23 protein-coding genes and 1 riboswitch are annotated in these 26,492 nt (G+C 71.2%); of the genes, 8 read left to right on the top strand and 15 right to left on the bottom strand.

Features of this window, described 5'->3' with window-relative positions; genetic code table 11:
* Positions 1-131 precede the first annotated feature (131 nt).
* The 7 genes from EDD93_RS35700 (at position 132) to EDD93_RS35730 (ending at position 8,005) form a co-directional block, all read left to right on the top strand.
* Positions 132-1,082 carry an STM4015 family protein gene (locus tag EDD93_RS35700; RefSeq protein ID WP_123530508.1) on the top strand — a complete coding sequence of 317 codons (951 nt, stop codon included), beginning with the start codon at positions 132-134 and terminating at the stop codon, positions 1,080-1,082.
* 7 nt (positions 1,083-1,089) lie between these two features.
* The gene (locus tag EDD93_RS35705) at positions 1,090-2,058 is read left to right on the top strand and encodes an STM4015 family protein (RefSeq protein WP_260256102.1); all 969 of its coding nucleotides are present in this window, start codon (positions 1,090-1,092) and stop codon (positions 2,056-2,058) included.
* Entirely contained in the window at positions 2,039-3,196 is a 1,158-nt protein-coding gene (locus EDD93_RS35710; protein ID WP_123530510.1) for an STM4014 family protein, read from the top strand. Before EDD93_RS35705 ends, EDD93_RS35710 begins: the two co-directional genes overlap by 20 nt.
* 37 nt (positions 3,197-3,233) lie before the next feature.
* The gene (locus EDD93_RS35715; protein WP_123530512.1) at positions 3,234-4,049 is read left to right on the top strand and encodes an STM4013/SEN3800 family hydrolase; all 816 of its coding nucleotides are present in this window, start codon (positions 3,234-3,236) and stop codon (positions 4,047-4,049) included.
* Positions 4,046-5,407, top strand: a complete 1,362-nt coding sequence (locus tag EDD93_RS35720; RefSeq protein ID WP_123530514.1) for an STM4012 family radical SAM protein — start codon at positions 4,046-4,048, stop codon at positions 5,405-5,407. Before EDD93_RS35715 ends, EDD93_RS35720 begins: the two co-directional genes overlap by 4 nt.
* A 7-nt stretch (positions 5,408-5,414) precedes the next feature.
* Positions 5,415-6,296 (top strand): STM4011 family radical SAM protein, encoded by an 882-nt coding sequence (locus EDD93_RS35725; RefSeq protein ID WP_123530516.1) that lies wholly within the window; start codon positions 5,415-5,417, stop codon positions 6,294-6,296.
* A 155-nt stretch (positions 6,297-6,451) separates the two neighbouring features.
* Positions 6,452-8,005, top strand: coding sequence for an alpha/beta hydrolase (locus tag EDD93_RS35730; RefSeq protein ID WP_123530518.1), 1,554 nt, complete (start codon positions 6,452-6,454; stop codon positions 8,003-8,005).
* A 79-nt stretch (positions 8,006-8,084) separates the two neighbouring features.
* On the opposite strand, the gene EDD93_RS35735 is transcribed toward EDD93_RS35730, so the two are convergent.
* Complete coding sequence (locus EDD93_RS35735) at positions 8,085-8,930, bottom strand: SGNH/GDSL hydrolase family protein (RefSeq protein WP_123530520.1); 846 nt, start codon at positions 8,928-8,930, stop codon at positions 8,085-8,087.
* 218 nt (positions 8,931-9,148) lie between these two features.
* Complete coding sequence (locus EDD93_RS35740; protein ID WP_123530522.1) at positions 9,149-10,084, bottom strand: LysM peptidoglycan-binding domain-containing M23 family metallopeptidase; 936 nt, start codon at positions 10,082-10,084, stop codon at positions 9,149-9,151.
* A gap of 3 nt (positions 10,085-10,087) precedes the next feature.
* Positions 10,088-10,277: riboswitch (cyclic di-AMP (ydaO/yuaA leader) on the bottom strand.
* A 412-nt stretch (positions 10,278-10,689) separates the two neighbouring features.
* On the opposite strand from EDD93_RS35740, the gene EDD93_RS35745 reads away from it, so the two are divergent.
* On the top strand, positions 10,690-11,502 hold the full coding sequence (locus EDD93_RS35745) for a tyrosine-protein phosphatase (RefSeq protein ID WP_123530524.1): 813 nt from the start codon (positions 10,690-10,692) through the stop codon (positions 11,500-11,502).
* 34 nt (positions 11,503-11,536) lie between these two features.
* Here EDD93_RS35745 and EDD93_RS39820 read toward each other — a convergent pair whose 3' ends face one another.
* From EDD93_RS39820 to EDD93_RS35810, 13 genes are all read right to left on the bottom strand, one after another.
* Positions 11,537-11,713, bottom strand: coding sequence for a DUF6126 family protein (locus tag EDD93_RS39820; protein WP_185092625.1), 177 nt, complete (start codon positions 11,711-11,713; stop codon positions 11,537-11,539).
* A gap of 47 nt (positions 11,714-11,760) precedes the next feature.
* Positions 11,761-12,369: a helix-turn-helix domain-containing protein gene (locus EDD93_RS35750; RefSeq protein ID WP_123530526.1), complete on the bottom strand. Its 609-nt coding sequence runs from the start codon at positions 12,367-12,369 to the stop codon at positions 11,761-11,763.
* Between the two features lie 66 nt (positions 12,370-12,435).
* Complete coding sequence (locus EDD93_RS35755; protein ID WP_123530528.1) at positions 12,436-13,830, bottom strand: aspartate aminotransferase family protein; 1,395 nt, start codon at positions 13,828-13,830, stop codon at positions 12,436-12,438.
* Positions 13,827-15,788: a 1-deoxy-D-xylulose-5-phosphate synthase gene (gene dxs, locus EDD93_RS35760; protein ID WP_123530530.1), complete on the bottom strand. Its 1,962-nt coding sequence runs from the start codon at positions 15,786-15,788 to the stop codon at positions 13,827-13,829. The genes EDD93_RS35755 and dxs overlap by 4 nt, the downstream gene beginning before the upstream one ends.
* A gap of 218 nt (positions 15,789-16,006) precedes the next feature.
* Positions 16,007-17,026, bottom strand: a complete 1,020-nt coding sequence (hpnH, locus tag EDD93_RS35770; protein WP_123530534.1) for an adenosyl-hopene transferase HpnH — start codon at positions 17,024-17,026, stop codon at positions 16,007-16,009.
* 5 nt (positions 17,027-17,031) lie between these two features.
* Positions 17,032-17,691: a 1-hydroxy-2-methyl-2-butenyl 4-diphosphate reductase gene (locus tag EDD93_RS35775; protein WP_123530536.1), complete on the bottom strand. Its 660-nt coding sequence runs from the start codon at positions 17,689-17,691 to the stop codon at positions 17,032-17,034.
* A complete protein-coding gene (gene shc / locus EDD93_RS35780) occupies positions 17,691-19,694 on the bottom strand; it encodes a squalene--hopene cyclase (protein WP_123530538.1) in 2,004 nt (667 codons plus the stop codon). Before shc ends, EDD93_RS35775 begins: the two co-directional genes overlap by 1 nt.
* A gap of 107 nt (positions 19,695-19,801) precedes the next feature.
* Positions 19,802-20,905, bottom strand: a complete 1,104-nt coding sequence (locus tag EDD93_RS35785; protein WP_185092626.1) for a polyprenyl synthetase family protein — start codon at positions 20,903-20,905, stop codon at positions 19,802-19,804.
* Complete coding sequence (gene hpnE / locus EDD93_RS35790; RefSeq protein WP_123530542.1) at positions 20,902-22,290, bottom strand: hydroxysqualene dehydroxylase HpnE; 1,389 nt, start codon at positions 22,288-22,290, stop codon at positions 20,902-20,904. Before hpnE ends, EDD93_RS35785 begins: the two co-directional genes overlap by 4 nt.
* Before the next feature lie 119 nt (positions 22,291-22,409).
* The gene (hpnD, locus tag EDD93_RS35795; protein ID WP_185092627.1) at positions 22,410-23,330 is read right to left on the bottom strand and encodes a presqualene diphosphate synthase HpnD; all 921 of its coding nucleotides are present in this window, start codon (positions 23,328-23,330) and stop codon (positions 22,410-22,412) included.
* Positions 23,331-23,359: 29 nt separating this feature from the next.
* Entirely contained in the window at positions 23,360-24,280 is a 921-nt protein-coding gene (gene hpnC, locus EDD93_RS35800; RefSeq protein ID WP_123530543.1) for a squalene synthase HpnC, read from the bottom strand.
* A 445-nt stretch (positions 24,281-24,725) separates the two neighbouring features.
* Complete coding sequence (locus tag EDD93_RS35805; RefSeq protein WP_123530546.1) at positions 24,726-25,511, bottom strand: ABC transporter ATP-binding protein; 786 nt, start codon at positions 25,509-25,511, stop codon at positions 24,726-24,728.
* Positions 25,504-26,433 (bottom strand): ABC transporter permease, encoded by a 930-nt coding sequence (locus EDD93_RS35810; protein ID WP_123530547.1) that lies wholly within the window; start codon positions 26,431-26,433, stop codon positions 25,504-25,506. Before EDD93_RS35810 ends, EDD93_RS35805 begins: the two co-directional genes overlap by 8 nt.
* Between the last annotated feature and the right edge of the window lie 59 nt (positions 26,434-26,492).

Consider the following 26,492-nt stretch of genomic DNA (forward strand, 5'->3'; position numbering starts at 1 on the left):
GAAAACGCTACGGCGGGGGTCTGACAACCGGCCCCGGAGCACCGGGCGGTGGGGCCGGTGCTCCCGTTGTCAGTGGCTGTTGATAGACCTTGCGGACATCAACCCGTCACCGTCATCAGGAGCCCAGGGCCATGTCCGATGTGGACCACCTGCACGAGCTGCTCGGCCTTCCGGCCGTCGACTTCCAGCACGACGCGAGCGACGGGATGCGGCCTCCCGCCGGTGCGGTGGCCTGGCGCGTCTTCGTCGAGCCCTACGAGGACGACCGCACCTGGGAGCAGGAGTTCGACTCGTTCCTGGCAGCCGTCGATCCGGCCGGGGTGCGCGCGCTGATCATCGGGCAGTGGGGGGAGTCGTACGAGGAGGACTCGTCGTACCCGATCGGTCTCGTGGTGGCCGCCGCCGACCGGCTGACGTCGCTCGAGGCGGTGTTCGTCGCAGATCTGACGATGGAGGAGTCGGAGATCTCCTGGATCCAGCAGAGCGATGTCACCGCGCTGCTGGCCGCCTACCCCGCACTGGTGGAGCTCGGGGTGCGCGGCGGTACCGATCTCGTCTTCCCGCCCACCCGGCACGAGCACCTTCGCTCGCTCACCGTCGAGACCGGCGGACTGCCGGTCGAGGTGGTCCGCGGGGTGCTGGACAGCGAGTTGCCCGCGCTGGAGAAGCTCGACCTCTGGCTGGGTGTCTCCGCCTACGGCGGCGACGCCGATGTGGCGGACCTCGCGCCACTGCTGTCCGGCACCCGGTTCCCGGCCCTGCACCATCTCGGCCTGCGCAACAGCGAGGTGGAGAACGAGATAGCGGCGGCCATGGCCTCGGCGCCGCTCGTGGCCCGGCTGCGCACCCTCGACCTGTCGTGCGGCACGCTCGGGGACGAGGGCGCGGCCGCGCTCCTCGAGGGCCAGCCGCTGACCCATCTCGACGTGCTCGACCTGCACCACCACTTCCTCAGCGAGCAGGTGGAGCGCCGGATCGCCGACGCCCTGGAACCGCACGGAGTGCGGGTCGACCTGTCGGACCGCTGCGAGCCGTGGGACGACGGCGGGCCCGAGGGCCGTTACACCACGGTGTCGGAGTGATGGGACGTTGAACAGCATCGAACACCCCGAGATGTTCCACGGCCTGCCCGTGCTGACCCTGCCGGCCGGGGACGTCGCGGGCGCGCCCGCTCTGCCCCCGGCCGGGTCGGTGGCCTGGCGGCTGGACTGCGGACAGGACGGGGTGCCGTTCCCGGAGCTCTGGCAGCACTTCCTCGACACGGTCGACCCGGCAGGGGTCCGGGCCCTGCTGATCGGCCCCTGGTGGGAGGACGACTACTCGGTTCTCGCCCCGGTCGTCGAGCGGCTCGTCGCCGGGGCCGGCCGGTTCACTGATCTGCGCGCGCTGTTCCTCGCCGATGTGGCCGGTGAGGAGTGCGAGGTGTCGTGGCTCGCCATGTGCGACATCACTCCGGTCCTCGATGCGTTTCCGCTCCTGGAGGAGCTGACCGTGCGCGGCGGCGGGGACAGCGTCCCCGAGGAGGCGAACCTGGAGCTGCGCCCGGTGCGGCACGAGGCGCTGAAGTCGCTGAGGTTCGAGTCCGGCGGTCTGCCGGGACATGTCGTTAGGGCGGTCGGGTCCTGCGAGCTGCCCGCGCTGGAAAGGCTGGAGCTCTGGCTCGGCGTCGGCTGGTACGGCGGTGACGCCACGGTCGAGGATCTGCGGCCGCTCCTGGCCGGTGGTGGCCTTCCGCGCCTTCGCCATCTCGGTCTGCAGAACAGCGAGATCCAGGACGAGATCGCCTCGGCGGTGTCCGGCGCCCCGGTGGTCGCCCGGCTGGAGTCGCTCGCCCTCTCCATGGGCACCCTCAGCGACGCGGGAGCCACGGCCCTGCTCAACGGTCAGCCGCTCACCCACCTCACCTCGCTGGACCTGTCCCACCACTACCTCACCGGTCCGGTGGCGGACCGCCTCCGGGAGTCGTTCGCCAGGTCGGGCACCCGGCTCGATCTCGACGGGGCGGACTACTGGGATCCCGAGGGCGACGAGCCCCGCTATGTCGCGGTCAGTGGATAGCGACCCGCCGCGCTTCGCGGTCGTGGGCAATCCCGGCAACCGCCGCGTCGGCCTCTTCCAGGAGGCCGTGCGAGCCGCCGGGCTGCCCCCGGCCCGCCCCGTGTCCTGGCTCGACGTGCTGGACGGGGCGGCGGTCTTCCGGCCCGGGGAGACCGTGCGCATCGACTCCCCCGGTGAGGACGCCGAGGTCGAACGGCTGCTGCGGGACGTCGAGGACCCGACCAGGGTGGAGGGTTCGTCCCGCTGGTACGCCCGGTTCACCACCGCCGTACGGGAGGTGGCTCGGGCCGCGGCCGAGGCCGGTGCGGTCCTGCTGGACGACCCCGGTGACCTCGCGGTGCTGTTCGACAAGCGGCTGTGCCACGGCGTGCTGGACGCGGCGGGCGTGCCGGTGCCCGCCTCGCCCACGTCGGGGCCCGCCGCGCCGCCCGTGCGCGGCTGGGCGGATGTGCGGGGCCTGATGGCCGACCACCGGATGCCGAGGGTGTTCGTGAAGCCCGCGCACGGGTCCTCCGCCTCGGGGGTGCTCGCCGTGGAGACGGCCGGCCCCGGCCGGGTGCGGGCGACCACCTCGGTCGAACGGGACGGGGCCGGCCGGCTCCACAACTCGCTCCGCGTGCGCCGGCTCACGACGGAGGGCGAGGTCGCGGCGATCGTCGACGCGCTCGCGCCGGACGGTCTGCACGTCGAACGCTGGCTGCCGAAGGCCTCGCAGCGCGGCCGGGCCGCGGATCTGCGGGTCGTGGTGGTGGACGGCCGCGCCACCCATGCCGTCGTCCGCACCAGCCCCTCCCCCATGACCAATCTGCACCTCGGGGGTGTTCGCGGCGATCTGGACGAGGCGCGGGCCGCCACCGAGGCGGCGGGCGGCAGCTGGCGCGAGGCCCTGGCGGTGTGCGAGCGGGCGGGCGCCGCCTTCCCGGACACACTGTGCGTGGGCGTCGACCTGCTGCCCGCGACCGGCTGGCGGCGCTTCGCCGTCGGCGAGGTCAACGCCTTCGGTGACCTGCTGCCGCGACTGACAGGTCTGCCGGGCAGCGGCGCCGAGGGCCTGGACACCTACGCCGCGCAGGTCGCCGCCGTACTGGACAGAGCACAGAACAGAGCAGGGAACCACCGTGTCGACGCAGCATCCTGAACCCCCGTCCGGCGTCCTGGACGCCCCGAACCCGGATATGAGCGAGGTCGTCGGCCGCGACGACCTGCTGCTCGTCACCCTGGACACCCTGCGGTACGACGTGGCGGTGGAGCTCGCCGCCGCCGGCCGTATCCCGAACCTGGCCCGGCACCTGCCGGCCGGGGGCTGGGAGCGGCGGCACGCCCCGGGGAGCTTCACGTACGCCTCGCACCAGGCGATCTTCGCGGGGTTCCTGCCCACACCGGCCGCTCCGGGGCCCCATCCTCGGCTGTTCGCCGCCCGGTTCGCGGGCAGCGAGACCACCGCGGAGCGCACTTTCGTCTTCGACGCCCCCGATCTGGTCTCGGGCCTGGCCTCGGCCGGGTACCGCACGGTGTGCATCGGAGGTGTCGGGTTCTTCAACCGGCAGGGCGCCCTGGGCTCGGTGCTGCCCGGGATGTTCCAGGAGGCGCACTGGGAGCCCGAGTTCGGTGTGGCGTCCGAGACGTCCTTCGAGGCGCAGGTGGCCCGTGCCGAGCGTGTCGTCGAGCTGCTCCCGGCCGAGCAGCGGCTGTTCCTGTTCGTCAACGTCTCCGCGTTGCACCAGCCGAACTGGTTCCACCGGCCGGGGGCCACCCGGGACGCAGGCGACAGCCGCGCGACCCACGCCGCCGCGCTGGAGTACGTCGACGCCCATATCGGCCGGCTCTTCGCCGCCGCGAGCAGCCGCCGCCGCGCCTTCGCCATCGTCTGCTCCGACCACGGCACGGCGTACGGCGACGACGGCTACACCGGTCACCGGCTCGGGCACGAGTCCGTCTGGACCGTTCCTTACGCCCATTTCTTCCTGGAAGCGGGGGCCACAGCCCGATGAACAGCCCGTACTCCCCCCGCCCCTACCAGAGTTACGTCTACGCCTACCCGCACAAGACGGCGTACGGCAGGCTGTCCGAGCACCCCGGCGGGCGGCCCGCGCTGAGCGAGCTGTGGGCCGGGGAACGCAAGGACGCGCTCTCGCTCTACCTCCACATACCGTTCTGCGAGGTCCGCTGCGGCTTCTGCAACCTCTTCACCCGGGTCGGCGCCCCCGACGAGCTCACCACCCGCTACCTGGACGCGCTGGACCGGCAGGCGACGGCCGTGCGGGACGCGCTGGACGACGCCGAACCGGTGCGTTTCGCCGCGGCGGCCTTCGGCGGCGGTACCCCGACCTTCCTGACGGCGGGTGAGCTGGAGCGCCTGTGCGACATAGCGGAGAAGCGGATGGGCGCCGATCTCCGCTCGGTGCCCCTGTCGGTCGAGACGTCACCGTCGACCGCGACCGCCGACCGGCTGGCCGTGCTGGCCGAGCGGGGGGCCACCAGGATCAGCATCGGTGTGCAGAGCTTCGTCGAGGACGAGGCACGTGCGGCGGTCCGTCCGCAGCGCCGGGCGGACGTCGAAACCGCCCTGGGGCTGATCCGGGACGCCCGCATCCCGGTCCTCAACATCGACCTGATCTACGGCATCGACGGCCAGGACGAGGCGAGCTGGCAGACCTCCCTGGACGCGGCGCTCCAGTGGCGTCCGGAGGAGCTGTACCTCTACCCGCTGTACGTGCGTCCGCTGACCGGTCTCGGCCGGACCGGCGCCTCGGCGGCGGAAGCGGAGTCCGCCTGGGACGAGCAGCGGCTGCGGCTGTACCGGGCCGGGCGCGATCATCTCCTGGCGCACGGCTACGAGCAGGTGTCGATGCGGATGTTCCGGCGGGCCGGTGCCCCGGCTGCCGAGGGCCCCGACGACTACGCCTGCCAGACCGACGGGATGATCGGGCTGGGCTGCGGCGCCCGCTCGTACACCTCGCGGCTGCACTACTCCTTCGACTACGCGGTCCGGATGCGGGAGGTGCGGTCCATCATCGACGGCTACACGGCGACCGAGGACTTCACCCGCGCGGAGGTGGGCCGGTACACCGACGGCGACGAGGCGCGCCGCCGTCATCTGCTGCAGTCGGTCCTCCAGGCCGGGGGGCTGCGGCTGTCGGAGTACCGCGAGCGGTTCGGCAGCGGCCCCGAGGAGGACTTCCCCGCTGAGCTGGCCCTGTTCGAGGAGCGGGGCTGGCTCGATCCGGACGCTCCGGCCGCCGGGCTGCTGCGCCTGTCCCCCGAGGGGCTGGCGCACTCCGACGCGCTGGGCCCCGACCTCTTCTCCCCTGCCGTGCGGGCCGCGATGGCCTCGTACGAGCTGAAGTGAGCCCCGGATGGACCTGACGATTCTCTACCGGGGCCCGCTCGCGTCGTGCGACTACGACTGCCCGTACTGCCCGTTCGCCAAGCGGCGCGACAGCCGGGAGCAGCTGCGGGCCGACCGGGCCGCGCTGGAGCGGTTCACGGCGTGGGCGGCGGCGCAGCGGGGTGACCGGATCTCGGTGCTGTTCACACCGTGGGGCGAAGGGCTGGTGCGCTCCTGGTACCGCCGGGCGATGGTCGAGCTGGCCGGGCTGCCGCACATCCGCCGGGTGGCGATCCAGACGAACCTGAGCGGGCGCACGCAGTGGCTCGCCGAGGCGGGAGCCGCGGGCCGGGACAAGCTCGCGCTCTGGTGCACGTACCACCCGGGGCAGACCCCGTACGAGCGTTTCCTGGACAGGTGCGGGGAGTTGAGGTCCCTGGGGATCCGGCACAGCGTCGGCGTGGTCGGTCTGGAGGATCATCTCGACGAGGCCCGGCGGCTGCGGACGGCGCTTCCCGAGGAGGTGTATCTCTGGGTCAACGCAGCGGAGGGGCACACCTACACGGACGAGGAGGCCGGCCGGTGGACGGAGATCGACCCGCTGTTCCCGTACAGCCGCCATCCGCACCGTTCTGCCGGGCTGCCCTGCCGCACCGGTGAGTCCGTGATCTCGGTGGACGGGGACGGCACGGTGCGCCGCTGCCACTTCGTCCGGGCCGAGCTCGGCAATCTGTATGACGGCAGCTACCGGGACGCGCTGGGCCCTCGGGCGTGCCCGCTGGCGGTGTGCGACTGCCATATCGGCTACGTCCATCTGGAGACGCTGCCGCTGTACGACGTCTTCGCGGGCGGGGTGCTGGAGCGCGTGCCGGCACGGCCGCTGCTCGGCCTCGGGCGGGCGCGGGCGTAGCTCCCGGGGCGCGGATCGCCCGCCCCTGGCTGGCGTGGGCGCCGCTGCCGGTCCCGGGCAGCGGCCTGTAACCTGCACCCGTTCGATGATCGGACGATCACAGGTACGGGGATGCGGGCACGGGGCGGGCGTCCAGGGGGATCACGGGGGTTTCGATGAGTGACGGATACCCGATACGAAGCCGCAGGCCGGGCCTCCCGGCCGGCGGGTACATCATCGCCGGGGTCCTTCTCCTCGTGGTGGGGTTCGTCGGTGCCTGGCTCCAGCGCGACGCTCCCGCAAGGAAAGCGGAGCCGCGTACGGAGTTCACCGCGGACAATCCGCCTGCCGGGCTGCCCGCGGCGTTCACCACCGGCCAGCGCCTCCACTGGTCCCGCTGCACCTCGCCGCCCACCGCGCGCACGGGCTACGACTGCGCCACCATGAAGGCCCCCCTGGACTACCGCAAGCCGGACGGCAGGGCGATCGACGTCGCCCTGATCCGCCGCAGGGCCACGGGCCCCAACGCCCGGCGCATCGGCTCGCTCGTCCTCAACTTCGGCGGCCCCGGCGAGCCCGGCGTGAGCGGGCTGCCCGAATTCCTCAGCCAGTACCAGCCGTTGCTGGACCGCTACGACCTGGTCTCCTTCGACCCGCGCGGCACCGGCGCGACCACCCCCGTCCGCTGCGGTAAGACCGCGGACGACACCGGCTACGACGGTGCCAATGCCTGCGCCAAGCACTCGGGGGCGCTCCTCCCGTACATCGGCACCTCGCACACCGCGCGCGACCTCGACCTGATGCGGTACCTGCTCGGCGACAAGCGGCTGCACTACTTCGGCGTCTCGTACGGAACGGCGCTCGGTGCGGTCTACGCCCACCTGTACCCCTCGCACGTCGGACGGCTCGTCCTCGAAGCGTCCGTCGATCCGACCGAGGACCACACCGAGAAGCAGCTGTCACAGGTCAAGGCGGTCCAGGCGGCGTTCGACCGGTTCGCCGTGCACTGCGCGGCCCGTATCCGCCACTGCCCGACCGGCGACGGGCCCGAGGAGGCCGCGCGGCTCATGGCGCACCTGGCCGACCGCCTGGAGAAGAAGCCCGCCCCGGCCGGCTCCGGAAACAAGATCGACGCCGCCGGGCTCGCGTACGCCGTCAGCGACCACCTCGACCGCGGCAGGGACGGCTGGTCGCCGCTCGCCAAAGCCCTCACCGCGCTGGTCGACCACAACGACGGCCGTCTGCTGAGCAAGGGCGCGGACGACATCGGCTCCGCCGACCGCACCGCGACCCCGCCCGGCAACACCCGCGCCGCCAGGCACGCGATCACCTGCGCGGACTCCAGCCTGCGCCCCGGCGTCGAGCGCCTCGGCAAGGACGAGGCCCGCGTGAAAGCGGCCTCGCCCGTCTTCGGCGCGGCCTGGTCCACCGGCGTCTACCTCTGCTACGGCTGGCCGTTCGACGGCGAGCGCGCCACGCTCCAGGTGGACGCCCAGGGCGCGGCCCCGGTCCTGGTGGTAGGCGGCACCGGCGACCCGACCACCCCCTACCCCGGCGCCCGCCACATGGCCGGCGCCCTGGGCGACGGTGTGGGCGTCCTCCTGACGGCCGAGGAAGAGGGCCACGGGACATACCCGAACAACCGCTGCGTCACGGAGAAGGTCGACCACTACCTCCGCACGGGCCGCACCCCGGCCCCGGGGACGGTATGCCGGGGCAGCATGTCCTGAGCGCCGTCGACGAGCCCTGTTGCCGGAGATGAACGGCTCCGCGGGGACGGCCGCCCCGGAGTCCTGGCGGCCCGGTCCCTCAGAGCGGCAGCAGGTCCGGCCGCTTCGCCGCCACGTGGTCGCCCGAGGACTCGCCGCGCAGCCGCCGCCCGATCCACGGCACCAGGTACTCGCGGGCCCAGTGGATGTCGTCGCGCCGGACTTCGAGGGTTCCCCGGTGCACCTGCGGCGGCCACTCCTGGTCCGGGTCGGCCGGCACGTCGAGACCGAGGACCTGGGCGGCGCGCAGCGCGACGCGGGTGTGCCCCTCGGACGACAGGTGCAGCCGGTCCCCGTCCCAGGCGCGCCGGTCCTGCACGGAGCGCAGCGACCACAGGTCGAGCACCGGGCAGTCGTAGCGGTCCGCGATGGACCGCACATGGGCGGTGTAGGTGGCGATCTTGCCGCGCAGATGGCGCAGCACCGGAATGCCGCGGGTGTCGAAGCCGGTGGTGACCATGACGGTGCCGACCGACCGGGTCAGCTCGGCGACCGCGCGCTCGAAGCGCTCGGCGACGTCGTCGGGGTCGGTGCCCGGCCGGATGATGTCGTTGCCGCCCGCGCAGAAGCTCACCAGGTCGGGGGCGAGTTCCTTGGCGCGCGGTACCTGCTCCTCGACTATCTGGTCGAGGAGGCGTCCTCGTACGGCGAGATTGGCGTACCGGAAGTTTCCGTGCGCGGCACCCATGGTGTCCTGCGCCGTTTCGGGGTCCGGGAGCTGGTCGGCGAGGATGACCGCCAACCGGTCGGCCCAGCCGACGAATGTCCCGTCCGGGCCCAGGTCGCCGACTCCCTCGGTGAAGCTGTCGCCAATCGCCGCGTACGACTCGATGGCGCCCTGTCGGTTGATGACGCCCTGTCGGATGTTTCTCGAATCGTCTGCCACAAGGGCATATCCTGCACCGTCGATTGTGACCTACGCGACCGTAATACGGGGTTGACGGGTGGTGAGATAGACCACCCAGTCAGTTTTCGGTAAAGGGGGAATAAGTGCGGCCGTCCTCCGAACGCCGGCCGCACATAAGCGGAGGGACGGTGCGCCGCCGCGCACCGTCCCTCCGGTGTATTGCCAGGGTCCGGGTCGCCGGACCGGTACTGCCTGGATCAGACGTTGATCCCGTGCGACGCCAGGTAGGCGATCGGGTCGATGTCCGAGCCGTACGCCGGACCCGTGCGGACCTCGAAGTGGAGGTGCGGGCCGGTGGCGTTGCCGGTGGCGCCGGAGAGGCCGACCTGCTGGCCCGCGGTCACGGTCTGGCCCGCCGAGACGGAGAGCGAGGACATGTGGCCGTACTGCGAGTAGTGGCCGTCGGCGTGCTTGATGACGACCTCGTTGCCGTACGCGCCGCCCCAGCCCGCGGTGACGACGGTGCCGGAGGTGATCGCCTTCACGCTGGTGCCGGTGGAGACGGGGAAGTCGATGCCGGTGTGGCTGCCGCTGGACCAGTTGGCACCGGAGGCGCGGTAGGCGGTGGTGTGGTTGCCGGGGACCGGGTGGACGTAGCCGGAGGACGAGCCCTGGTCGGCGGAGGCGGTGTTGGACGCCTGGGTGTCGGTGGAGGCCGCGGGGGCCTTCGACTCGGTCTGGGCCGGAGCCTTCGACGGGGCCTTCGACGGGGTGGTGTCACCCGTGGAGGTGTGCGAGCCGGTGGCCGGGGCGTGACCCCAGGCCTTGCCGCCGAGGGTCAGCTTCATGCCCGGGAAGATCAGGCTCGGGTCGTCGCCGACGACCTTGCGGTTGTCCTGGTACAGCTTCTCCCAGCCGCCCTTGAGCTTGTGCTCGGCAGCGATCTTCGACAGGTAGTCGCCGGAGACCACGGAGTAGGTCTTGGTGCCGGACTGCTTGTCCGCGACCGGCTTGGCCGGGGTGGCGTGCGCGGCGGCCGACTGCGCGGTGGCGGGAGCGGCGTGCTCCGCGGCGCTGGCACCGGTGGCGCCGAGCAGCGGAAGCGCGATGACGGCTCCGCCGGCGCTCGCGACGACGACGCCGCGGGCGATGGTGGCGGACTTGGGACGGCGGTGCTTACCCGGAATGGGCATGAAGAATTTCCTCTCCGGCGCCTACGAGGTGAGCTGTCGGGTTCGGGCTGGAGATGCCCGGTCGCGCCTGGCGCGACTTCACCCCGAGCCGGCCGGATCTCTCCGGTCGGCGGCTTACCTGGTTCCCCCGCTCCTGCCACACGGTGAGTGGGTGCGAATTCCGGACGGCGGCAGGATTAGGCGTTCCATCCGGATTGACATGGAACGTAAGCGAGCCGGGACGGCGGAAACAAGCCACGGGTTCCGCTCCGGATTCCGCTCGGGAAAATCGGCACGGAATTACGGTGACACTCCGTGGATTATGGATCTTGGCATTCCGCGCGGCGTACGGATTACCCGACGGGCCCACCGCCACACACCGTCACGGATATGATCCCGCTCACGAGCGGGTGACCATCTCCCGCATAAGCAGGGCATGTTCGACTAAAAGCCTCAATACGGACATGTCATGCCCGTCGTCCACTCCGGCGCTCCACGAAGAGGCGGCGCGCGGCGGCAGGATCAGGGCTGTCGCCGGGATGATCGTCCGAATATCCGATGTCGTATCGTCACGGGAGTGGACCCGTCGGCGACACGCGTCGGCGCCAGAGCCTCCAGGAGTGACCGTGACGCAGCAGCTGCCGCAGACCCCGTCGACGGAACCCGAGCTGGCGGGGGTCCGTAACTTCCGCGACGTGGGCGGACTGCCCACCACGGACGGCCGCCGGGTCCGCTACGGACGGCTCTTCCGCAGCGGTCACCTGGCGGACGCCACCCCCGAGGACGCGGCGTTCCTCGGCGGCCTCGGGCTGCACACGGTCTTCGACTTCCGCAACGCTGCCGACCTCAAGCTGGACGGGGCGGACGTGGAGCTGCCCGGCGTGCGCAATGTGAACATCCCGCTCACCGACCCGGCGGACGGCAGCGAGTTCTGGCGGATGGTGCGCGACGGCGAGATGGACGAGCTGCGCGGGATCCTCGGCAACGGCCAGGGCACGGCGCGGATGGTCTCCTCGTACCGCTCGATCATCCTGGACCGCACCGCCGAGCACAGCCGGGTGCTGCACGCCCTGGCCGAGGACAGCGTCCCGGCCCTGATGCACTGTGCGGCGGGCAAGGACAGGGCGGGGCTCTCCATCGCGGTCTCACTGCTCGCGGTGGGTGTCGGCCGCGACGCCGTCGAGGCGGACTACCTCAAGTCCAACGACGCCCACCGCCGCTACCGGGTCCGCCGCAGCGACACCTCGGCCGCCGGGATGTCGCCCGAGGTGATGGAGCTCCTCAGCCCCCTCTTCGGCGCCCACAGCGAATACCTCGCCGCGGCCTTCGCCACGATCGACGAGACGTGGGGCGGCACCGAGCGCTACCTCTCCGAGGGACTGAGGATCACCCCCGCGACGCGGGAGCGGCTGCGCGAGCGGCTCCTCGACGAGGCGTGAGCGTCCGCCGGGCCTGGGGCCGCGGGGTCCGCGGCTACTGGTTGTGCATCCCCACCGCGAACAGCAGGTAGAGGAAGCCCGCGATGACGTGCCCGGCCACCAGGTAGGCGAACAGCCTGATGACGAGCCCGCGCGGCATCTTGCGTTCCTGGGTGTCGGCGTCCTTGCGCGCGGCCGGGGTGAGCGGGTCGTAGTTCTCGGAATCGGACATGACAGTCCTCTCTGGCAACCGGCCGGGCCGGTGGCGGGGGCGGCTTCTCAGCGACGGTGGATTCCGCTGCCGAGGCACAGCTCGGCGGCGGGGCTCTGCAGCAGGGTGTGGACGAAGAGCAGCTCGGCGCCCTCGCGCTCCGGTGCCGCGATCCGGTGCGGGGTGAGCGAGTCGAAGTGCGCGCTGTCCCCGGGGCCGAGGTCGTGCACCGTTTCGCCCAGGGTCACCCGGAGGTTCCCGGCCAGGACGTACAGCCATTCCTCACCGGGGTGGACCCGCACCAGGTCGCCCTGCGCGCCGTACGGGACCCGGACGCGCAGCGCCTGCATCGCCCGGCCCGGACCACCCGCCTGCTGATACATCCAGCCGTCGGCCTCGGCCCCCTCGAACTTCCGGGCGCGGACGATCGCGTCACGTTCCGGGGGGATCTCGCCGAGCAGCTCGGAGACCGTCGTACCGTAGATCCTGGCGAGTCCGAGCAGCATCGGCAGCGAGGGCTGGCGCCGGCCCGTTTCGAGCCGGGACAGATGGGCGGGCGAGAGCCCGGCGCGCTGGGCGGCGGTCTCCAGGGTGAGCCCTCGGCCGCGGCGCAGATCGCGCAGGCGCGGTGCGACACCGGGCAGCTCGTCGGCCACCCCTCCTTCTGGAGGATTCATGTGTCCATTGGGCCAGGATCTTTCCTGGGAGGCAAATTTATTGCCTCCCAGGCAAAACCCCGCTGATCAGCGGTTGGCGACGGCCTGCTTCACCAGGGTCCGGCCGAAGTCCCACATCAGCCCGCCGTCGTGCGCGTCGTCCATCACCGCTGTGAACGCGGTCACAAACCGGTCCACGTCCGCCTCGTCGATGACGAGCGGCGGAATCAGCTTGATCACTTCGAGGTGGTCGCCGGAGACCTGGGTGAGGATGCGGTGCTTCTGGAGCAGCGGTACGACGACCATCTGCGCGAACAGGCCCTTGCGGGCCGCCTGCAGCATGGTCCAGCGACTGCGCAGCTTCAGCGAGGACGGCCGGCCGAACTCGATGCCGATCATCAGTCCGCGTCCCCGCACCTCGTGCAGCAGCTCGTAGCGGCCGACCAGCGCGGCCAGCCTCTCGCGCAGCAGATCACCGGTGCGGCGGGCGTTCGCCACGGTCTCCTCGTCCTCCATCACGGCCAGGACCGCCAGCCCGGCGGCCATCGCCTGGGCGTTGGAGCCGAAGCTGGCCGAGTGGACCAGCACCCGGTCCATCGAGGAGTAGACCCGCTTGAAGATCCAGTCCTTGCCGAGCGTCGCCCCGACCGGCACATAGCCGCCGGAGAGCGCCTTGGCCACGCAGACCAGATCGGGTTCGACGCCCTCCTCGTGCTGGTAGGCGTAGAAGTCACCGGTGCGGCCCAGCCCGGTCTGCACCTCGTCGGCGATGAGCAGGGCCTTGTGCTTGTGCAGCAGCTCCTGGGCGGCGCGCAGGAAGCCGGGCGGCGAGGCGTGCACGCCCTTGCCCTGGATCGGCTCGACGACCAGACCGGCCACGTCGCCGCGCTTCAGCTCGCGCCGCAGCGCGTCGAGGTCGCCGAGCTCGATGGCGGTGTCGGGCAGCAGGGGCGCGAACCCGTCCCGGAAGCCGTCCTCGCCGTTGACCGAGAGCGAGCCGGTGGTCAGTCCGTGGAAGGCGTGCGTGCAGTACAGGATCCTAGGCTTCCCGGTCGCGTAGCGGGCGAACTTGAGCGCCGTCTCGACGGCCTCCGTACCGCTGTTGCCGAAGAACACCCGGTCCAGGTGCGGGCTGTGCGTGAGCAGCTTCTCGGCCAGGAGCCCCGGCAGCGGCTGGCAGTCGAAGCGGGTGAGGTCGGCGAGCGAGGCGTCCAGGACGTCGTGCAGCGCCTTGCGTACGACCGGGTGGTGCCGGCCGAGCCCCATCACGCCGAAACCGGCCAGCATGTCCAGGTAGTCGTTGCCCTCCGCGTCCCAGAAGTGCGCGCCCTCGGCCCGCTCGTAGACCTTGTCGAAGCCGATGGTGTGCAGCATGCGCGGGAGCTGGTGGTTGAGGTGCTTGGTGTGCAGCTCGTAGCGCTCGGCGCCGCGCTCCGCGAGGAGCTGCGCCAGGTCGAAGCCCTTGGGCCCGTCGTCCTTCATGCCCCGCTCTCCTTGTGCCCGTTGTCCAGGGCGTCGCGCTGGTGGTGTCCGTCGCCGGGCGGCAGTCGGTGCCCGGCGGCCCCGGCCGGCCCGCGGGTGGCCAGGGTGGCGCTGATCCGGCCCGCGATCTCGACCGGGGTGAGTCCGATGTCGGCCAGCACCTCGGCACGCTTGCCGTGGGCGAGGAACTGCTCGGGGATCCCGAACGTGCGCAGCGGTACGTCGGTCCCGGCGTCCCGCAGCGCCTGCCCGACCGCCGAGCCGACGCCGCCGGCCCGGCTGTTGTCCTCGACGACGGCGACGAGCCGGTGGCGCGCGGCGAGCGGGGCCAGCTGCTCGTCGACCGGCTTGACCCAGCGGGGGTCGACGACGGTGCAGCGGAGGCCGGCGCCCGCGAGCAGATCGGCGGCCCGCAGGCAGACCGGGGCCATGACGCCGACCGCGACCAGCAGCACATCGGCGTCCTCGTCGCGGTGCAGTACGTCCATGGCGCCGATCCGGCCGACGGCGGGGACCGGCTCCCCCACCGACTCCTTCGGGAACCGGATCATGGTCGGGGCGTCGTCGATAGCGACGGCCTCGCGCAGCTGGGCCCGCAGCTGGGCGGCGTCGCGCGGTGCCGCGATCCGCAGTCCCGGTACGACCTGGAGCAGGGACAGGTCCCACATGCCGTTGTGGGACGCGCCGTCCGGCCCGGTGACGCCGGCCCGGTCCAGGACGAAGGTCACGCCGCACCTGTGCAGCGCGACGTCCATCAGGAGCTGGTCGAAGGCGCGGTTGAGGAAGGTGGCGTAGACGGCGACGACGGGGTGCAGTCCGCCGGTGGCCAGTCCAGCCGCGGAGACCGCCGCGTGCTGTTCCGCGATGCCCACGTCCCAGACCCGGTCCGGGAAGGCCGCTGCGAACTTCGTCAGCCCCACCGGGTGCAGCATCGCGGCCGTTATGGCGACGACGTCGGGCCGCTCCGCCCCGATCGCGGCGAGCTCGTCCCCGAAGACGGAGGTCCAGGACGGACCGACCGCCGGGGCGAGCGGGACGCAGGTCAGCGGGTCCATCGCGCCGACGGTGTGAAAACGGTCGGCCTCGTCCTGGAGGGCGGGCCGGTAGCCACGGCCCTTCTCGGTGATGCAGTGCACGAGCACCGGGCCGTGGAAGCGCTTCGCCCGTTGCAGGGCGGACTCGACGGCGGCGGTGTCGTGGCCGTCGATGGGGCCGACGTACTTCAGGCCGAGGTCCTCGAACATCCCCTGCGGGGCGAATGCGTCCTTGAACCCCTTCTTCGCGCCGTGCAGCGACTCGTAGAGCGGCTGTCCGATGACGGGGGCCTGCTGGAGGACGCCCTTGCCCCAGGAGAGGAAGCGTTCGTAGCCGTCGGTGGTGCGCAGGGTGGCCAGGTGGTTGGCGAGGCCGCCGATGGTCGGCGCGTAGGAGCGCTCGTTGTCGTTGACGACGATGACGAGCGGGCGGTCCTTGGCGGCGGCGATGTTGTTCAGCGCCTCCCAGGCCATGCCGCCGGTGAGGGCTCCGTCGCCGATGACCGCGACGACGTGGTCGGGGCGGCCGAGTACCTGGTTGGCCTTGGCGAGGCCGTCGGCCCAGCCGAGCACCGTGGAGGCGTGCGAGTTCTCGATGACGTCGTGCTCGGACTCCTCGCGGGAGGGGTAGCCGGAGAGGCCGCCCTTGCCGCGCAGCTTGGAGAAGTCCTGCCGCCCGGTGAGGAGTTTGTGTACGTAGCTCTGGTGGCCGGTGTCCCACAGGATGCGGTCCACGGGCGAGTCGAAGACCCGGTGCAGGGCGATGGAGAGCTCCACGACGCCGAGGTTGGGTCCCAGGTGGCCGCCGGTCCTGGCCACCGCCTCGATCAGGAACTTCCTGATGTCCTCGGCCAGTTCGCCGAGCTGTGGTTCGTTGAGCGTCTTGAGATCGTGCGGCCCCCGGATGCTCCGCAGAAGCGTCATACCGGGCCCCCTCTCTAATCCTGTCTCAGCTCACGTTGACGGCGGGGACCCCCGGTGGTGACGCCTCGGTCCTCGTCATCGCCTGCGCCGGAACCGCTGCGTCCCGGCCGGCCGCTGCCGGCCCGGCCTGGACGCGCCGCGCACGGCGACGCGTCGCGAGCGGCCGGGCCGGCAGCTCGCGGAGAGCCAGTACCACTGGTTCTCCGGCGGTCATCAGCTCACCGGTTCCCGCCGATGGTCTCCCGCGCGGCGCGCAGGGATTCCTTCAGCGACCCCATGGTGGCCAGTACGGCGGTGGGCTCGTAGCCGCAGTGCGCCATGCAGTTGGCGCAGCGCGGGTCCTTGCCCCGGCCGTACTTGTCCCAGTCGGTCTCCTCGATGAGTTCCCGGTACGTCGGCACATAGCCGTCGCTCATCAGGTAGCAGGGCCGCTGCCAGCCGAAGAGCGAGTAGTTGGGAATGGCCCACGCCGTGCACGGGAAGTCGGCCTTGCCCTCGAGGAAGTCCAGGAAGAGCGGCGAGTGGTTCAGCCGCCACCTGGCCCGGTTGCCGCCCGCGAAGGACTTCTTGAACAGCTCACGCGTCTGCTCGACCCCCAGGAAGTGCTCCTGGTCGGGCGCCTTCTCGTACGCGTAGGCGGGCGAGATCATCATCTCGTCGACCTTCAGATCGTCATTGAGGTAATTCAGGACCTCGATGATGGTCTGCGGGGTGTCGGTGTTGAAGAAGGTGGAATTGGTGGTGACCCGGAAGCCGCGGCGCTTGGCCTCCTTGATCGCGGCCACCGCCTCGTCGAACACTCCTTCCTTGGCAACCGATTCGTCGTGGCGCTCGCGCAGCCCGTCGATGTGCACGGCGAACGCGAAGTACGGCGACGGCGTGAATTTCTCCATCTTCTTCCGCATCAGCATCGCGTTGGTGCAGAGGAAGACGTACTTTTTCTTCGCCACGAGCTGCCGGACGATTTCATCGATCTGCGGATGCATCAGCGGCTCGCCGCCCGCGATGGAGACCATCGGAGCACCGGATTCGAGCACCGCGCCGACGGCCTGGGCCACCGGCATACGCTGCTTGAGAACTCCGGCCGGATGCTGAATCTTCCCGCAGCCTTCGCAGGCGAGATTGCAGGCGAACAGTGGCTCCAGCTCGACAATCAGCGGGAACTTCTCCCGCTTGCGGAGCTTCTGTTCAGCAAGGTACGTCGCAATCTTGATGGTCTGACGGAGTGGCATGGCCATCTAGCTCACCTCCTGGGGAGCAGCAAAGATCGGTGCCATTCATAGAAAGCCGGTAGGACGGCACGGAGAACGCGGAATGCCGATATTCCACCGCGGACCGTGCCGATGCGGACGAGCTCATGCTGTGGAGCGTCCACGACCACCCGTACGGCCGCAACCGGGCGGGGCCCGGCGCGCAGGGCGGTGCGCAGAGTGGCGGCGGACTCCATGTCCACCGCGATCGCTCCGGTGGTCCGCAGCCCGGCCCGCTCATGCCCGTGTACGACATGGTCGGAGCCGGTCAGCGGACCGGTGTGGACGGTGCGTCCCGGTACTGCTCTGGCCAGTGCGTCGGCAAGCAGTTCGGTGCCGGTGCAGGTGGCCGACTCGCCGGCGAGCCGGGTCTCGTCGGCCACCACCAGATCTCCGGGGTGCATGCCGGGCGTGAGCCCGGCGCAGAACCCCGAGGCGATGACCGCGGCGCCGAGTGCCCGGCTCTCGCCGAGCGCCCGTGCCACGGCGGCTTCGGCCGCCTTCGGCCCCATGCCCGTACGGAGTACGGTCACCGGCCCCGGCGCCTTGTCCGCCCTGCTCCTGCCGGTGCGCAGGGCGAGCTGTTCGATGCCGAGCGCGCAGGCGATCAGCAGCGGGGCGGCGGGGCCGGGCGGCCCCGCTGGTTCGCCCATCAGGCCCCCTCACGGATGGCCGTGCGGCCGGCGAAGGGATCGCCGTGCACGTACCGCCCGAGTGCGGTCAGCGGGAAGACCTGCCGGTAGAGGTGGTAGTTGATCGAGAAGTCCCAGGGGAAGCCGGTTCCGGTGAAGTACGGCTCGTCCCAGGAGCCGTCGGCCTGCTGGGTCTCGGTGAGCCAGGCGACGCCCCGGGCCACGGCGGGGGTGTCCCGCCGGTCCGCGGCGAGGAGTGCGAGCAGCGCCCAGGCCGTCTGGGACGCGGTCGAGGCCCCGTGGCCGATCCACTTGTCCTCCTTGTAGGAGCGCAGGTCCTCGCCCCAACCGCCGTCGTCGTTCTGGACGGACTCCAGCCAGTCGGCCGCGCGCCGGATCGAGGGATGCGCGGCGGGCAGTCCGGCGGCTACGAGTGCGGGCACCACCGACCCTGTCCCGTATACGTAGTTGACGCCCCACCGGCCGAACCAGCCGCCGGCCGCGTCCTGTTCGGCGAGCAGCCACTCGATGCCGCGCCGGGTGACGGGGTTGGCGGAGTGGCCCTCGATGGCAAGCATCTCCACCACGTGCCCGGTGACGTCTGCGGACGGCGGGTCGATGACCTCGCCGAAGTCACAGAAGGGCAGCCGGTTGGGGAACGGGCTGGTGTTGTCGGCGTCGAACGCCCCCCAGGCGCCGTTGCGGGACTGCATGCCGACGTTCCATCGCACCCCGCGCGCGATGGCGGCCTCGATGCGCGCCGGATCCGGGTGGCGGACCCGGCGCAGCGCCAGGACCACTTCCGCGGTGTCGTCGATATCGGGGTAGTTGTCGTTGTGGAACTCGAACGCCCAGCCGCCCGGCGGGAGTTGAGGCCTTCGCACCGACCAGTCGCCCGGCCGGGCGATCTCCTCGTCGAGCATCCAGTCCGCTGCCTTCACCAGCGCCGGGTGGTCGGGGCGCAGGCCGGCGTCGGCGAGCGCGATGGTGGCGAGGCAGGTGTCCCAGACCGGGGACTGGCAGGCCTCGATCATGCGGGCGCCGTCCTCGCGCCAGACCGCGAACCGGTCCAGCGAGGCGAGTCCGGCCCGCATCACCGGGTGGTCGAGGTCGTAGCCCAGCAGGTGCAGTGCGATGACGGAGTAGACGGCGGGCGGCTGGATACCGCCCCAGCAGCCGTCGTTCTCCTGGCGTTCGATGATCCAGCGGGCGGCCGCGTTCATCGCGAGGCGGCGCACCCGGCGCGGGGCGATCCGGTGATAGAGGTGCAGCGCCTTGTCGAGACGCTGGAAGACACCGTCCCAACTGGCCGCCGGTGCGGGGCGCCTGGGTGGGTTGGGTTCGCCCGGGTCGGTGTGCAGCTCGTCCAGTGCGAAGGGGGCGGGCCGGACCGGACGCTTCGCCGATACGACCGTGAGCGGCACGATGGTCTGGCGGGCCCAGCAGCCGAAGTCGTAGATGTTGAGCGGGACCCACTTCGGGAAGAACATCAGCTCGGGCGGGAGTTCCGGCAGGTCGTCCCATTTCCACCAGCCGAACAGGGCCAGCCAGATCCGGGTGAACACCCGGCTGGCCGCGATCCCGCCCTGTTCCCTGACCCACCCGGAGGCGCGGAGCATGTGCGGGTCGTCCGGCCGGTCGCCGGCCAGCCGCAGTGCCACGTAGGCCTCGATAGTGGCGGAGAGGTCTCCCGGTCCGCCGTGGAACGTGGCCCAGGTGCCGTCACCGAGCTGCTCGCCCCGGATGAAGCGGCCGGCCGCCCGGACCGTGGCGGAATCCTGGATTCCGAGGAACTGGCGGAGCAGCAGGTCCTCGGCGTCCATGGTGACGTTGGTGGCGAGGTCGCCCTTCCACCAGCCCTGTTCGTCCTGCTTGCCGAGGAGGTGCTCCACCGAGCGTTCCGCGGCCCGTCGCGCGGCGGCCAGTACGTCGTCCGCGGCGGTGGTCGATTCGGATGTCGGTCTACTGGCCGAGGCTGCGCGGGGATCCACAGCCCCGGTGCTTCCGTCGGTCGTCGCTGTCATGGCTTCCCCTTCGTGCAGTTGGTCCTCTGCTGTGCTGGGGTCTCCGTCGGCCGGCGTCCGTGCGGGACACCGGCCGGCGACTGCGAGTCATATGGAACAGATGGCGATCATCTCTTTCGTACGACGACGAAGTCAGCGAGCGCCGTGAGCTGCGCCCGCACGGTTTCGGGCATGTCGACACCGTGCAGCGCCTCGATGGCGACCGCATGCTGACGACGCGCCTCCTGAGCGGTCCACTCGCGGCCGCCCGCCTCCTCGATGAGTGCCGCACGGGCGGCGAACTCCTCTTCGGAGAAGCTGTCGAAGTCGCTGCTCTTCGCGTCGGCGGCGAGCAGCTCGCCCAGGCGCTCGGAGGCCGGTCCGCCCGCGGCGAGCGCGGCGACGACCGGCAGGGACTTCTTGCGCTGGCGCAGATCGCTCCACGTCTGCTTGCCCGTGGACTCCGGGTCGCCCCAGATCCCGAGCAGGTCGTCGACCGCCTGGAAGGCGAGGCCGAGGTGGTAGCCGTACGCCTCCAGGACGTCGGCGGTACGGTCGTCGGCGCCGCCGAGCACCGCACCGATGGAGCAGGCGCAGGCGAGCAGGGCGCCCGTCTTGTTGCCCTCCATCTCCAGGCACTCCTCGACGGTGACCCGCTCGCGGTGCTCGTAGGAGATGTCCTGGGCCTGCCCGTCGATGAGCTTGCGGGTGGCCGAGGTCAGCCGCCTGGCCGCGCGGCCCGCCTCGACCGTCCCGAGCTCCAGCAGGATCTCGTTGGCCAGCGCGAAGAGTGCGTCGCCGACCAGGATCGCCTGGGCGGGGCCGTGCACCTTCCACACCGTGTCACGGTGGCGCCGCTGCTCGTCCCCGTCCATCAGGTCGTCGTGCAGCAGCGAGAAGTTGTGCACGAGTTCGACGGCCACGGCGCCGGGGACGCCGGCCTCGGCGGCGGCGCCGGCCGCCTCCGCGGACAGCAGGGCCAGCGCCGGGCGCACGGCCTTGCCGCCGTCGCCGTCGGCGGGCCTGCCCTGGGCGTCGATCCAGCCGAAGTGGTAGGCGGCCACGGTGTCCATGGGCGGTGCGAGCCGGTCAACGGCGGCCCGGAGCACCGGCGTGGAAAGGGCCCGTCCGCGCTCCAGAAGCGCGGTGACGTCCGTGGTGTCCGCCACGGTGTCGGAAGCCGGATTCGCCGGGGTCACTGACTCTCCTCTTGTTCCGGTGGTACTGCTCATGCCGCCTCCTGCAGCGGATGTTCGTGGGGGCGGCCGAGTGCCAGGAGTGCGGCGTCCGCTGCGCCGGCACCGCTGCGGACGGCGCCCTCCATCGTGGCGGGCCAGCCGGTGGCGGTCCATGCGCCGGCCAGGAAGACTCCGGGGGCCCCGGTACGGGTCCCGGGCCGCAGCCGGCCGACTCCGGGGGCGGGTGCGAAGGTCGCCGTCCGCTCCCGGGTGACGAAGAAGTCCCTGATCCCGGCACCGCGGGCGGCCGGCAGCAGCCGCTCCAGCTCGGGCAGGTAGCGTGCGCGCAGTTCGGCCACGGGCAGGTCGATCTCCTCGTCCGCCGCGGACTGGGAGACCGCGAGGTACTGCCCGGGTCCGGTGAGACCCGAGGCCTCGGTGCGGTCGAAGACCCATTGGACGGGCGAGCCGAGCGCGGTGAAGAACGGCCGCCGCAGCACCTTGCGGTCGTAGACCACGTGCACGTTGAGGATCGGTGAGCTGCCGATCTCCAGCAGCTTCTCCGGCGCGTCGAGCGCGCCCTCGGGCAGCAGGTCGTGGGTCTCGCGCTGCGGGACGGCCAGGACGACGGTGTCCGCCTCGATCCGCTCGGCCCCGGTGTCGACGACCCAGCGTCCGTCGTCGCTGCGGCTGAGGGCCGAGGCCTTCGTCCGGAGTTCGGTGCGGACACCGGCGGCGTCCAGGGCCTTGCGGCTCAGCGTGTCGTGGATGTCGCCGAGCGGGACGCTCGCCCAGCCGATGTCGGCGGCGCCCGGCTCGGAGAGGAGGCCGGTCTTGAAGACCTTCGCGGCGAGCGCGAGCGAGGAGTTCGGCGCGGTGGCGTTGAGCGTGGCGACGCCGACCAGGTCCCAGAGCGCCTCGATGGTGCGCGGCGACTGGCCGTGCCGGGCGAGCCAGCTGCCGAAGTCGATGTCGTCGAGTGCCGGATCGTCCGGGTCGAGCCGGCCCAGGGCCAGCGCGGCACGCCCGACGCCCGCCCGCTCGGTGAGCGAGAGGTGCGGGTATCCGGCGAGTCCGGCGGCGAGGTGGAACGGGACCGGCAGGCCGTTGCGGCGCAGCCGTCCGAGCCGGGGCCCGGCAGGCCGTCCGACGTCGAGAACGGGCACGTCCAAACGGTTTTGCAGAGGGGCGAGGCGGGCGCCGTCGACACGGTCCAGGAACCAGCGGTAGGCGGTGCAGCAGCGCAGGTAGACATGCTGGCCGTTGTCGACCGTCAGTTCGCCGCGCCGGAAGGAGAAGGCGAGGCCGCCGAGCCGGGGCCGCCCTTCGAGCAGGGTCACGTCAAGCCCGGCATCGGCGAGGCGCAGGGCCGAGGTGATGCCGGCGAGGCCGCCGCCGATCACCACAGCCCGGGAGGAGCGCAGGCTGTCATCCGTCATGAATCCCCCTCTCGCCAGGTCTTTCCCGTCAGGGACGCAGCGGTACGACCGAGGGTTGCCCGCCGTCCGCACTGATCATCCATGGTGCTCATGGTGCGCGAGATGTCCGCGAGGCGCATTCAGACACGCCCCCTGGCGGTCCGGCGCGAAATGTAACGGGCGTCAAGACCGGACAGGCCGCGCACCGCCACGTACGCCTTCTCGTGGCCCGGCAGCGAGACCCGGCCGCGCAGCACCGCCTCGGGGTCGCGCTCGATCCGGTCCAGGAGCCTGCGGTAGATCCCGGCCATCGCCGCCACACAGGCACCGCTGCGCCGGTCCAGCATCGGCAGCAGCCGGTAGCCCTCGGCGAACAGGGCACGGGCGCGCCGGACCTCGAAGTGGATCAGCCCGGCGAAGTCCGAGCCCGGCGGCGGGGTGGCCCGGTGGAAGCCCTCGGAGCAGCCGAACTTGGCGAGGTCGTCGGCCGGCAGGTAGGTGCGGCCGTTGCCCGCGTCCTCGCGGACGTCGCGCAGGATGTTGGTCAGCTGGAGCGCGAGGCCGAGCGTGTCGGCGTACTCCGAGGCGCGTTCCGAGCCGGGCGCGCCGGGCTCCGTACCGAAGACGCCCAGGCTGAGACGGCCGATGGCGCCCGCGACGCACCGGCAGTAGATCTTGAGGTCGTCCCAGGTCTCGTAGGTCGCACCGCGCACGTCCATCAGCACGCCGTCGATGAGCTCGTCGAGCCCCTCGAGCGGCAGCGGGAACCTGCGGGCGGCGTCGGCGAGCGCGACGGCCACCGGATCGGTGTCGTCCTCGTCGACCCGGCCGCCGCGCACCCGGTCCAGGAGGGTGCGGGTGCTCTCCAGGCGGACGCGCTTGGTCTCCGGGTCCAGCTCACCGTCACCGATGTCGTCGACACGACGGGAGAAGGCGTACAGCGCCGACATGGCCTGTCGCTTCTCGGCCGGCAGCAGCCTGATGCCGTACGCGAAGTTCCGCGCCTGCTGTCCGGTGACCGCCTCGCAGTAACTGTATGCGGCCTGTACCGGTGCCGACATGTACGTCGTCTGTCCCTCCACGGTCCGGCTCACCCCTCTCTACGCGCTCTTCGCAAGACAACTCCCACCTCGCGCAGCAGGCTGGGCTTGGTGGGCTTGGGCGGTCCGGGCAGTACGTCGAACCCGGCGGCCGCGATCGCGGTGAGGGCGGCACGCCCCCCTCCGACGAAGCCGGCGAGGAGCAGCTTGAGCCTGCCGTGGACGCTACCCACCAGAGGGGTGCCTTCATTCAGCAGATCCCCGGCGCGTTCCGCCTCGTACGCGACCAGTGCCCGCACCGATGCGCCCCCGCTGGGGGCCGCCAGATCAGATTCGGCCACATGGAACCTTGCCATGTCCTCGGCCGGCAGGTAGATGCGGTCCCGGCCGAGGTCCTCGGTGACGTCCTGGAGGTGCTCGACGATCTGCAGTGCGGTGCACACGGCGTCGGAGCGGCGGACGCGTTCGGGGCTCGCGGTCCCGGTGAGCTGGAGAACCAGGTGGCCGACGGGGTTGGCGGAGAGCTCGCAGTAGGCGAGCAGTTCCTCGTACGTCCCGTAGCGGCGGACCTTCTGGTCCTGCCGGTTGGCCTCGATGAGGCCGAGGAAGGGTTCGGGGGTCATCGCGCGGCGCCGCACGGTGGGGCGCAGCGCCTGCAGGAGGGGGTGGTGCGGGGTCTCCCCGGTGGTGGCGAAGATCCGGCGCAGGTCGGTCTCCAGCGCGTCGAGCATGGCGAGGCGGTCCTCGCTCTGTGCCGGGTCGAGGCCGAGGTGGCGGGCGTCGGCGCCGCCGGGTGCGAGGTCGCCGTCACCGATGTCGTCGACGAGCCGGGCGTATCCGTAGACGGCCATCAGATCGTCGCGCCAGGCCCGCGGCAGGAAGAACGGAGCCACCGGGAAATTCTCGTCGGCGGCCTTGTCAAGGGTTCCGGGTACGGCGGAATCAAGCCGCGTCCGGCGGGCTCGTGTCACTGCGGACCGCCCTGCACGGGGACGGCGTGAGCACCTCGGAGCTGGAGATTATCCGTCATAGCCGTCACATCTCCCGTTCTACACTGCCGACCCAAAACAACCCATTCCGGACACGCCGCCCGCCCTCCCCAGTGCGGAGGACCCCCATGGGCCTTCCACTCAGGCGGTATCGCCCCACTTGCAACGAATCAGCACCGGTACAGCTTACGTTGTACAACGCTCATCGATACGCCGGGGTGCGGGACACCTGTCGAGTGCGCGCCGTGCCGTGCCAACTTTCCCCGTGCGCACCTTGATTGACGTCATCCGGCGGGAGGAGATCTTGCCGGGGCGCGTACGACGAGCCGTGGACGTCCGGCGTCCGGACCCCGGCCGGAACACGCGTGGCGGCCCCCGCCGGATCAGTCCGGCGGGGGCCGCCACGGTGCGGTGGACGGGGCAGGCGCTACTTGCCGGTCTCCCGCTCGTACGCCTTCAGGACCTCTTCGGTCGGACCGTCCATCAGCAGCTCGCCCTTCTCCAGCCACAGCACCCGGTCGCAGGTGTCCCTGATCGACTTGTTGCTGTGACTGACGAGGAAGACGGTGCCGGCCTCCTTGCGGAGCTCCCGGATGCGCGCCTCGGAACGGATCTGGAACTTCCGGTCACCGGTCGCCAGCGCCTCGTCGATCATGAGGACGTCGTGGTTCTTGGCGGCCGCGATCGAGAACCGGAGCCGGGCCGCCATGCCCGAGGAGTACGTCCGCATCGGCAGGGTGATGAAGTCGCCCTTCTCGTTGATGCCGGAGAAGTCGACGATGTCCTGGTACCGCTCCCGGATCTCCTCACGGCTCATCCCCATGGCGAGTCCGCCGAGGACGACGTTGCGCTCGCCGGTCAGATCGCTCATCAGGGCCGCGTTCACCCCGAGCAGCGAGGGCTGGCCGTCGGTGTAGACCTTGCCCCGCTCGGTCGGGAGCAGCCCCGCGATGGCCCGCAGCAAGGTCGATTTCCCGGAGCCGTTGGTCCCGATGAGACCGATCGCCTCGCCCCGGTAGGAGGTGAAGGACACGCCGCGCACGGCGTGCACCTTGCGGATCCCGCGCTCCTCGCCCTTGCCGCGGCGCAGTATCCGGCTCAGTGCCGCGGTGGCGCCGCCCTTGCCACCGCCGCCGCCGTTGACGCGGTACACGATGTGCACGTCGTCGGCGATCACGGTGGGGACGCGCCCCCCGGTGTTGTCCTCAGCCACGGCCGTACCGTTCCTCTGCCTTCCAGAAGTACACGAATCCCGCGACGCCCACCAGGAGCGCCCAGGCGAGCCCGACCAGCCAGACGTGCGACGGCAGGTTCTCGGAGCCGTAGCCGTCGATCATCGCGAACCGGACCAGGTCCATGTAGATGGCCGCGGGGTTGTACTGCAGCACATCAGCGATCCAGGACGGCTTGTCCGCGAGCATCACCGGGATGGAGAACATGACGCCCGACGCGTACATCCAGGTTCGCATGATGAACGGCATCAGCTGTGCCAGGTCGGGGGTCTTGGCACCGAGCCTCGCCATGATCAGCGCGAGGCCGGTGTTGAAGAAGAACTGCATCACCAGGGCGGGAACCACCAGCAGCCACGAGAGCCGCGGGTAGCTGCCGAAGCCGACGGTCACCGCGACCAGCACGATCATCGAGTACAGCAGCTGCTGGAGCTGCTGCAGCGAGAACGAGATGGGCAGCGAGGCACGGGGGAAGTGCAGCGCGCGGACCAGACCGAGGTTGCCGGCGATGGCCCGGACGCCCGCCATCACGGAGCTCTGGGTGAAGGTGAAGACGAAGACACCGGTCACCAGGAACGGGATGAAGACATCCTGCGGAATGCCCCTCTTGGTGCCGAGGATCAGGCCGAAGATGATGAAGTAGACCGCGGCGTTCAGAAGCGGGGTGGCCACCTGCCACAGCTGGCCGAGCTTGGCCTGGCTGTACTGAGCGGTCAGCTTCGCCCGGGAGAACGCCATGATGAAGTGGCGTCGCCCGCGGAGCTGGCGCATGTACTCGAAGAGCCCCGGCCGGGCTCCGCTCACCGTCAGACCGTACTTCGCGGCCAGCTCGGCCGAGCTCAGGCCGTCGTCTGCCGATGGCGGGGTGCTCAGCGCGACCGCACCATCATGGGTTGTGTCACTCACCAGATAAGACTCTCGTATTCAAAATGCGCAGCCAGTCGCGGGCGCGGCTCAGGGCGGAC

It is taken from the genome of Streptomyces sp. 840.1 (assembly GCF_003751445.1).
In the GTDB taxonomy this organism is placed as follows: domain Bacteria; phylum Actinomycetota; class Actinomycetes; order Streptomycetales; family Streptomycetaceae; genus Streptomyces.

What these genes read in the sequence shown, in the direction of transcription:
- hpnH (WP_123530534.1), bottom strand. Translation starts at nt 17,026, where the DNA reads ATGGCCATGCCACTCCGTCAGACCATCAAGATTGCGACGTACCTTGCT.
- EDD93_RS35720 (WP_123530514.1), top strand. Translation starts at nt 4,046, where the DNA reads ATGAACAGCCCGTACTCCCCCCGCCCCTACCAGAGTTACGTCTACGCC.
- EDD93_RS39820 (WP_185092625.1), bottom strand. Translation starts at nt 11,713, where the DNA reads ATGTCCGATTCCGAGAACTACGACCCGCTCACCCCGGCCGCGCGCAAG.
- EDD93_RS35710 (WP_123530510.1), top strand. Translation starts at nt 2,039, where the DNA reads ATGTCGCGGTCAGTGGATAGCGACCCGCCGCGCTTCGCGGTCGTGGGC.
- EDD93_RS35700 (WP_123530508.1), top strand. Translation starts at nt 132, where the DNA reads ATGTCCGATGTGGACCACCTGCACGAGCTGCTCGGCCTTCCGGCCGTC.
- EDD93_RS35775 (WP_123530536.1), bottom strand. Translation starts at nt 17,691, where the DNA reads ATGGGCGAACCAGCGGGGCCGCCCGGCCCCGCCGCCCCGCTGCTGATC.
- EDD93_RS35750 (WP_123530526.1), bottom strand. Translation starts at nt 12,369, where the DNA reads ATGAATCCTCCAGAAGGAGGGGTGGCCGACGAGCTGCCCGGTGTCGCA.
- hpnE (WP_123530542.1), bottom strand. Translation starts at nt 22,290, where the DNA reads ATGACGGATGACAGCCTGCGCTCCTCCCGGGCTGTGGTGATCGGCGGC.
- EDD93_RS35755 (WP_123530528.1), bottom strand. Translation starts at nt 13,830, where the DNA reads ATGAAGGACGACGGGCCCAAGGGCTTCGACCTGGCGCAGCTCCTCGCG.
- dxs (WP_123530530.1), bottom strand. Translation starts at nt 15,788, where the DNA reads ATGACGCTTCTGCGGAGCATCCGGGGGCCGCACGATCTCAAGACGCTC.
- EDD93_RS35715 (WP_123530512.1), top strand. Translation starts at nt 3,234, where the DNA reads ATGAGCGAGGTCGTCGGCCGCGACGACCTGCTGCTCGTCACCCTGGAC.
- EDD93_RS35730 (WP_123530518.1), top strand. Translation starts at nt 6,452, where the DNA reads ATGAGTGACGGATACCCGATACGAAGCCGCAGGCCGGGCCTCCCGGCC.
- hpnD (WP_185092627.1), bottom strand. Translation starts at nt 23,330, where the DNA reads ATGTCGGCACCGGTACAGGCCGCATACAGTTACTGCGAGGCGGTCACC.
- EDD93_RS35725 (WP_123530516.1), top strand. Translation starts at nt 5,415, where the DNA reads ATGGACCTGACGATTCTCTACCGGGGCCCGCTCGCGTCGTGCGACTAC.
- EDD93_RS35740 (WP_123530522.1), bottom strand. Translation starts at nt 10,084, where the DNA reads ATGCCCATTCCGGGTAAGCACCGCCGTCCCAAGTCCGCCACCATCGCC.
- EDD93_RS35785 (WP_185092626.1), bottom strand. Translation starts at nt 20,905, where the DNA reads ATGAGCAGTACCACCGGAACAAGAGGAGAGTCAGTGACCCCGGCGAAT.
- shc (WP_123530538.1), bottom strand. Translation starts at nt 19,694, where the DNA reads ATGACAGCGACGACCGACGGAAGCACCGGGGCTGTGGATCCCCGCGCA.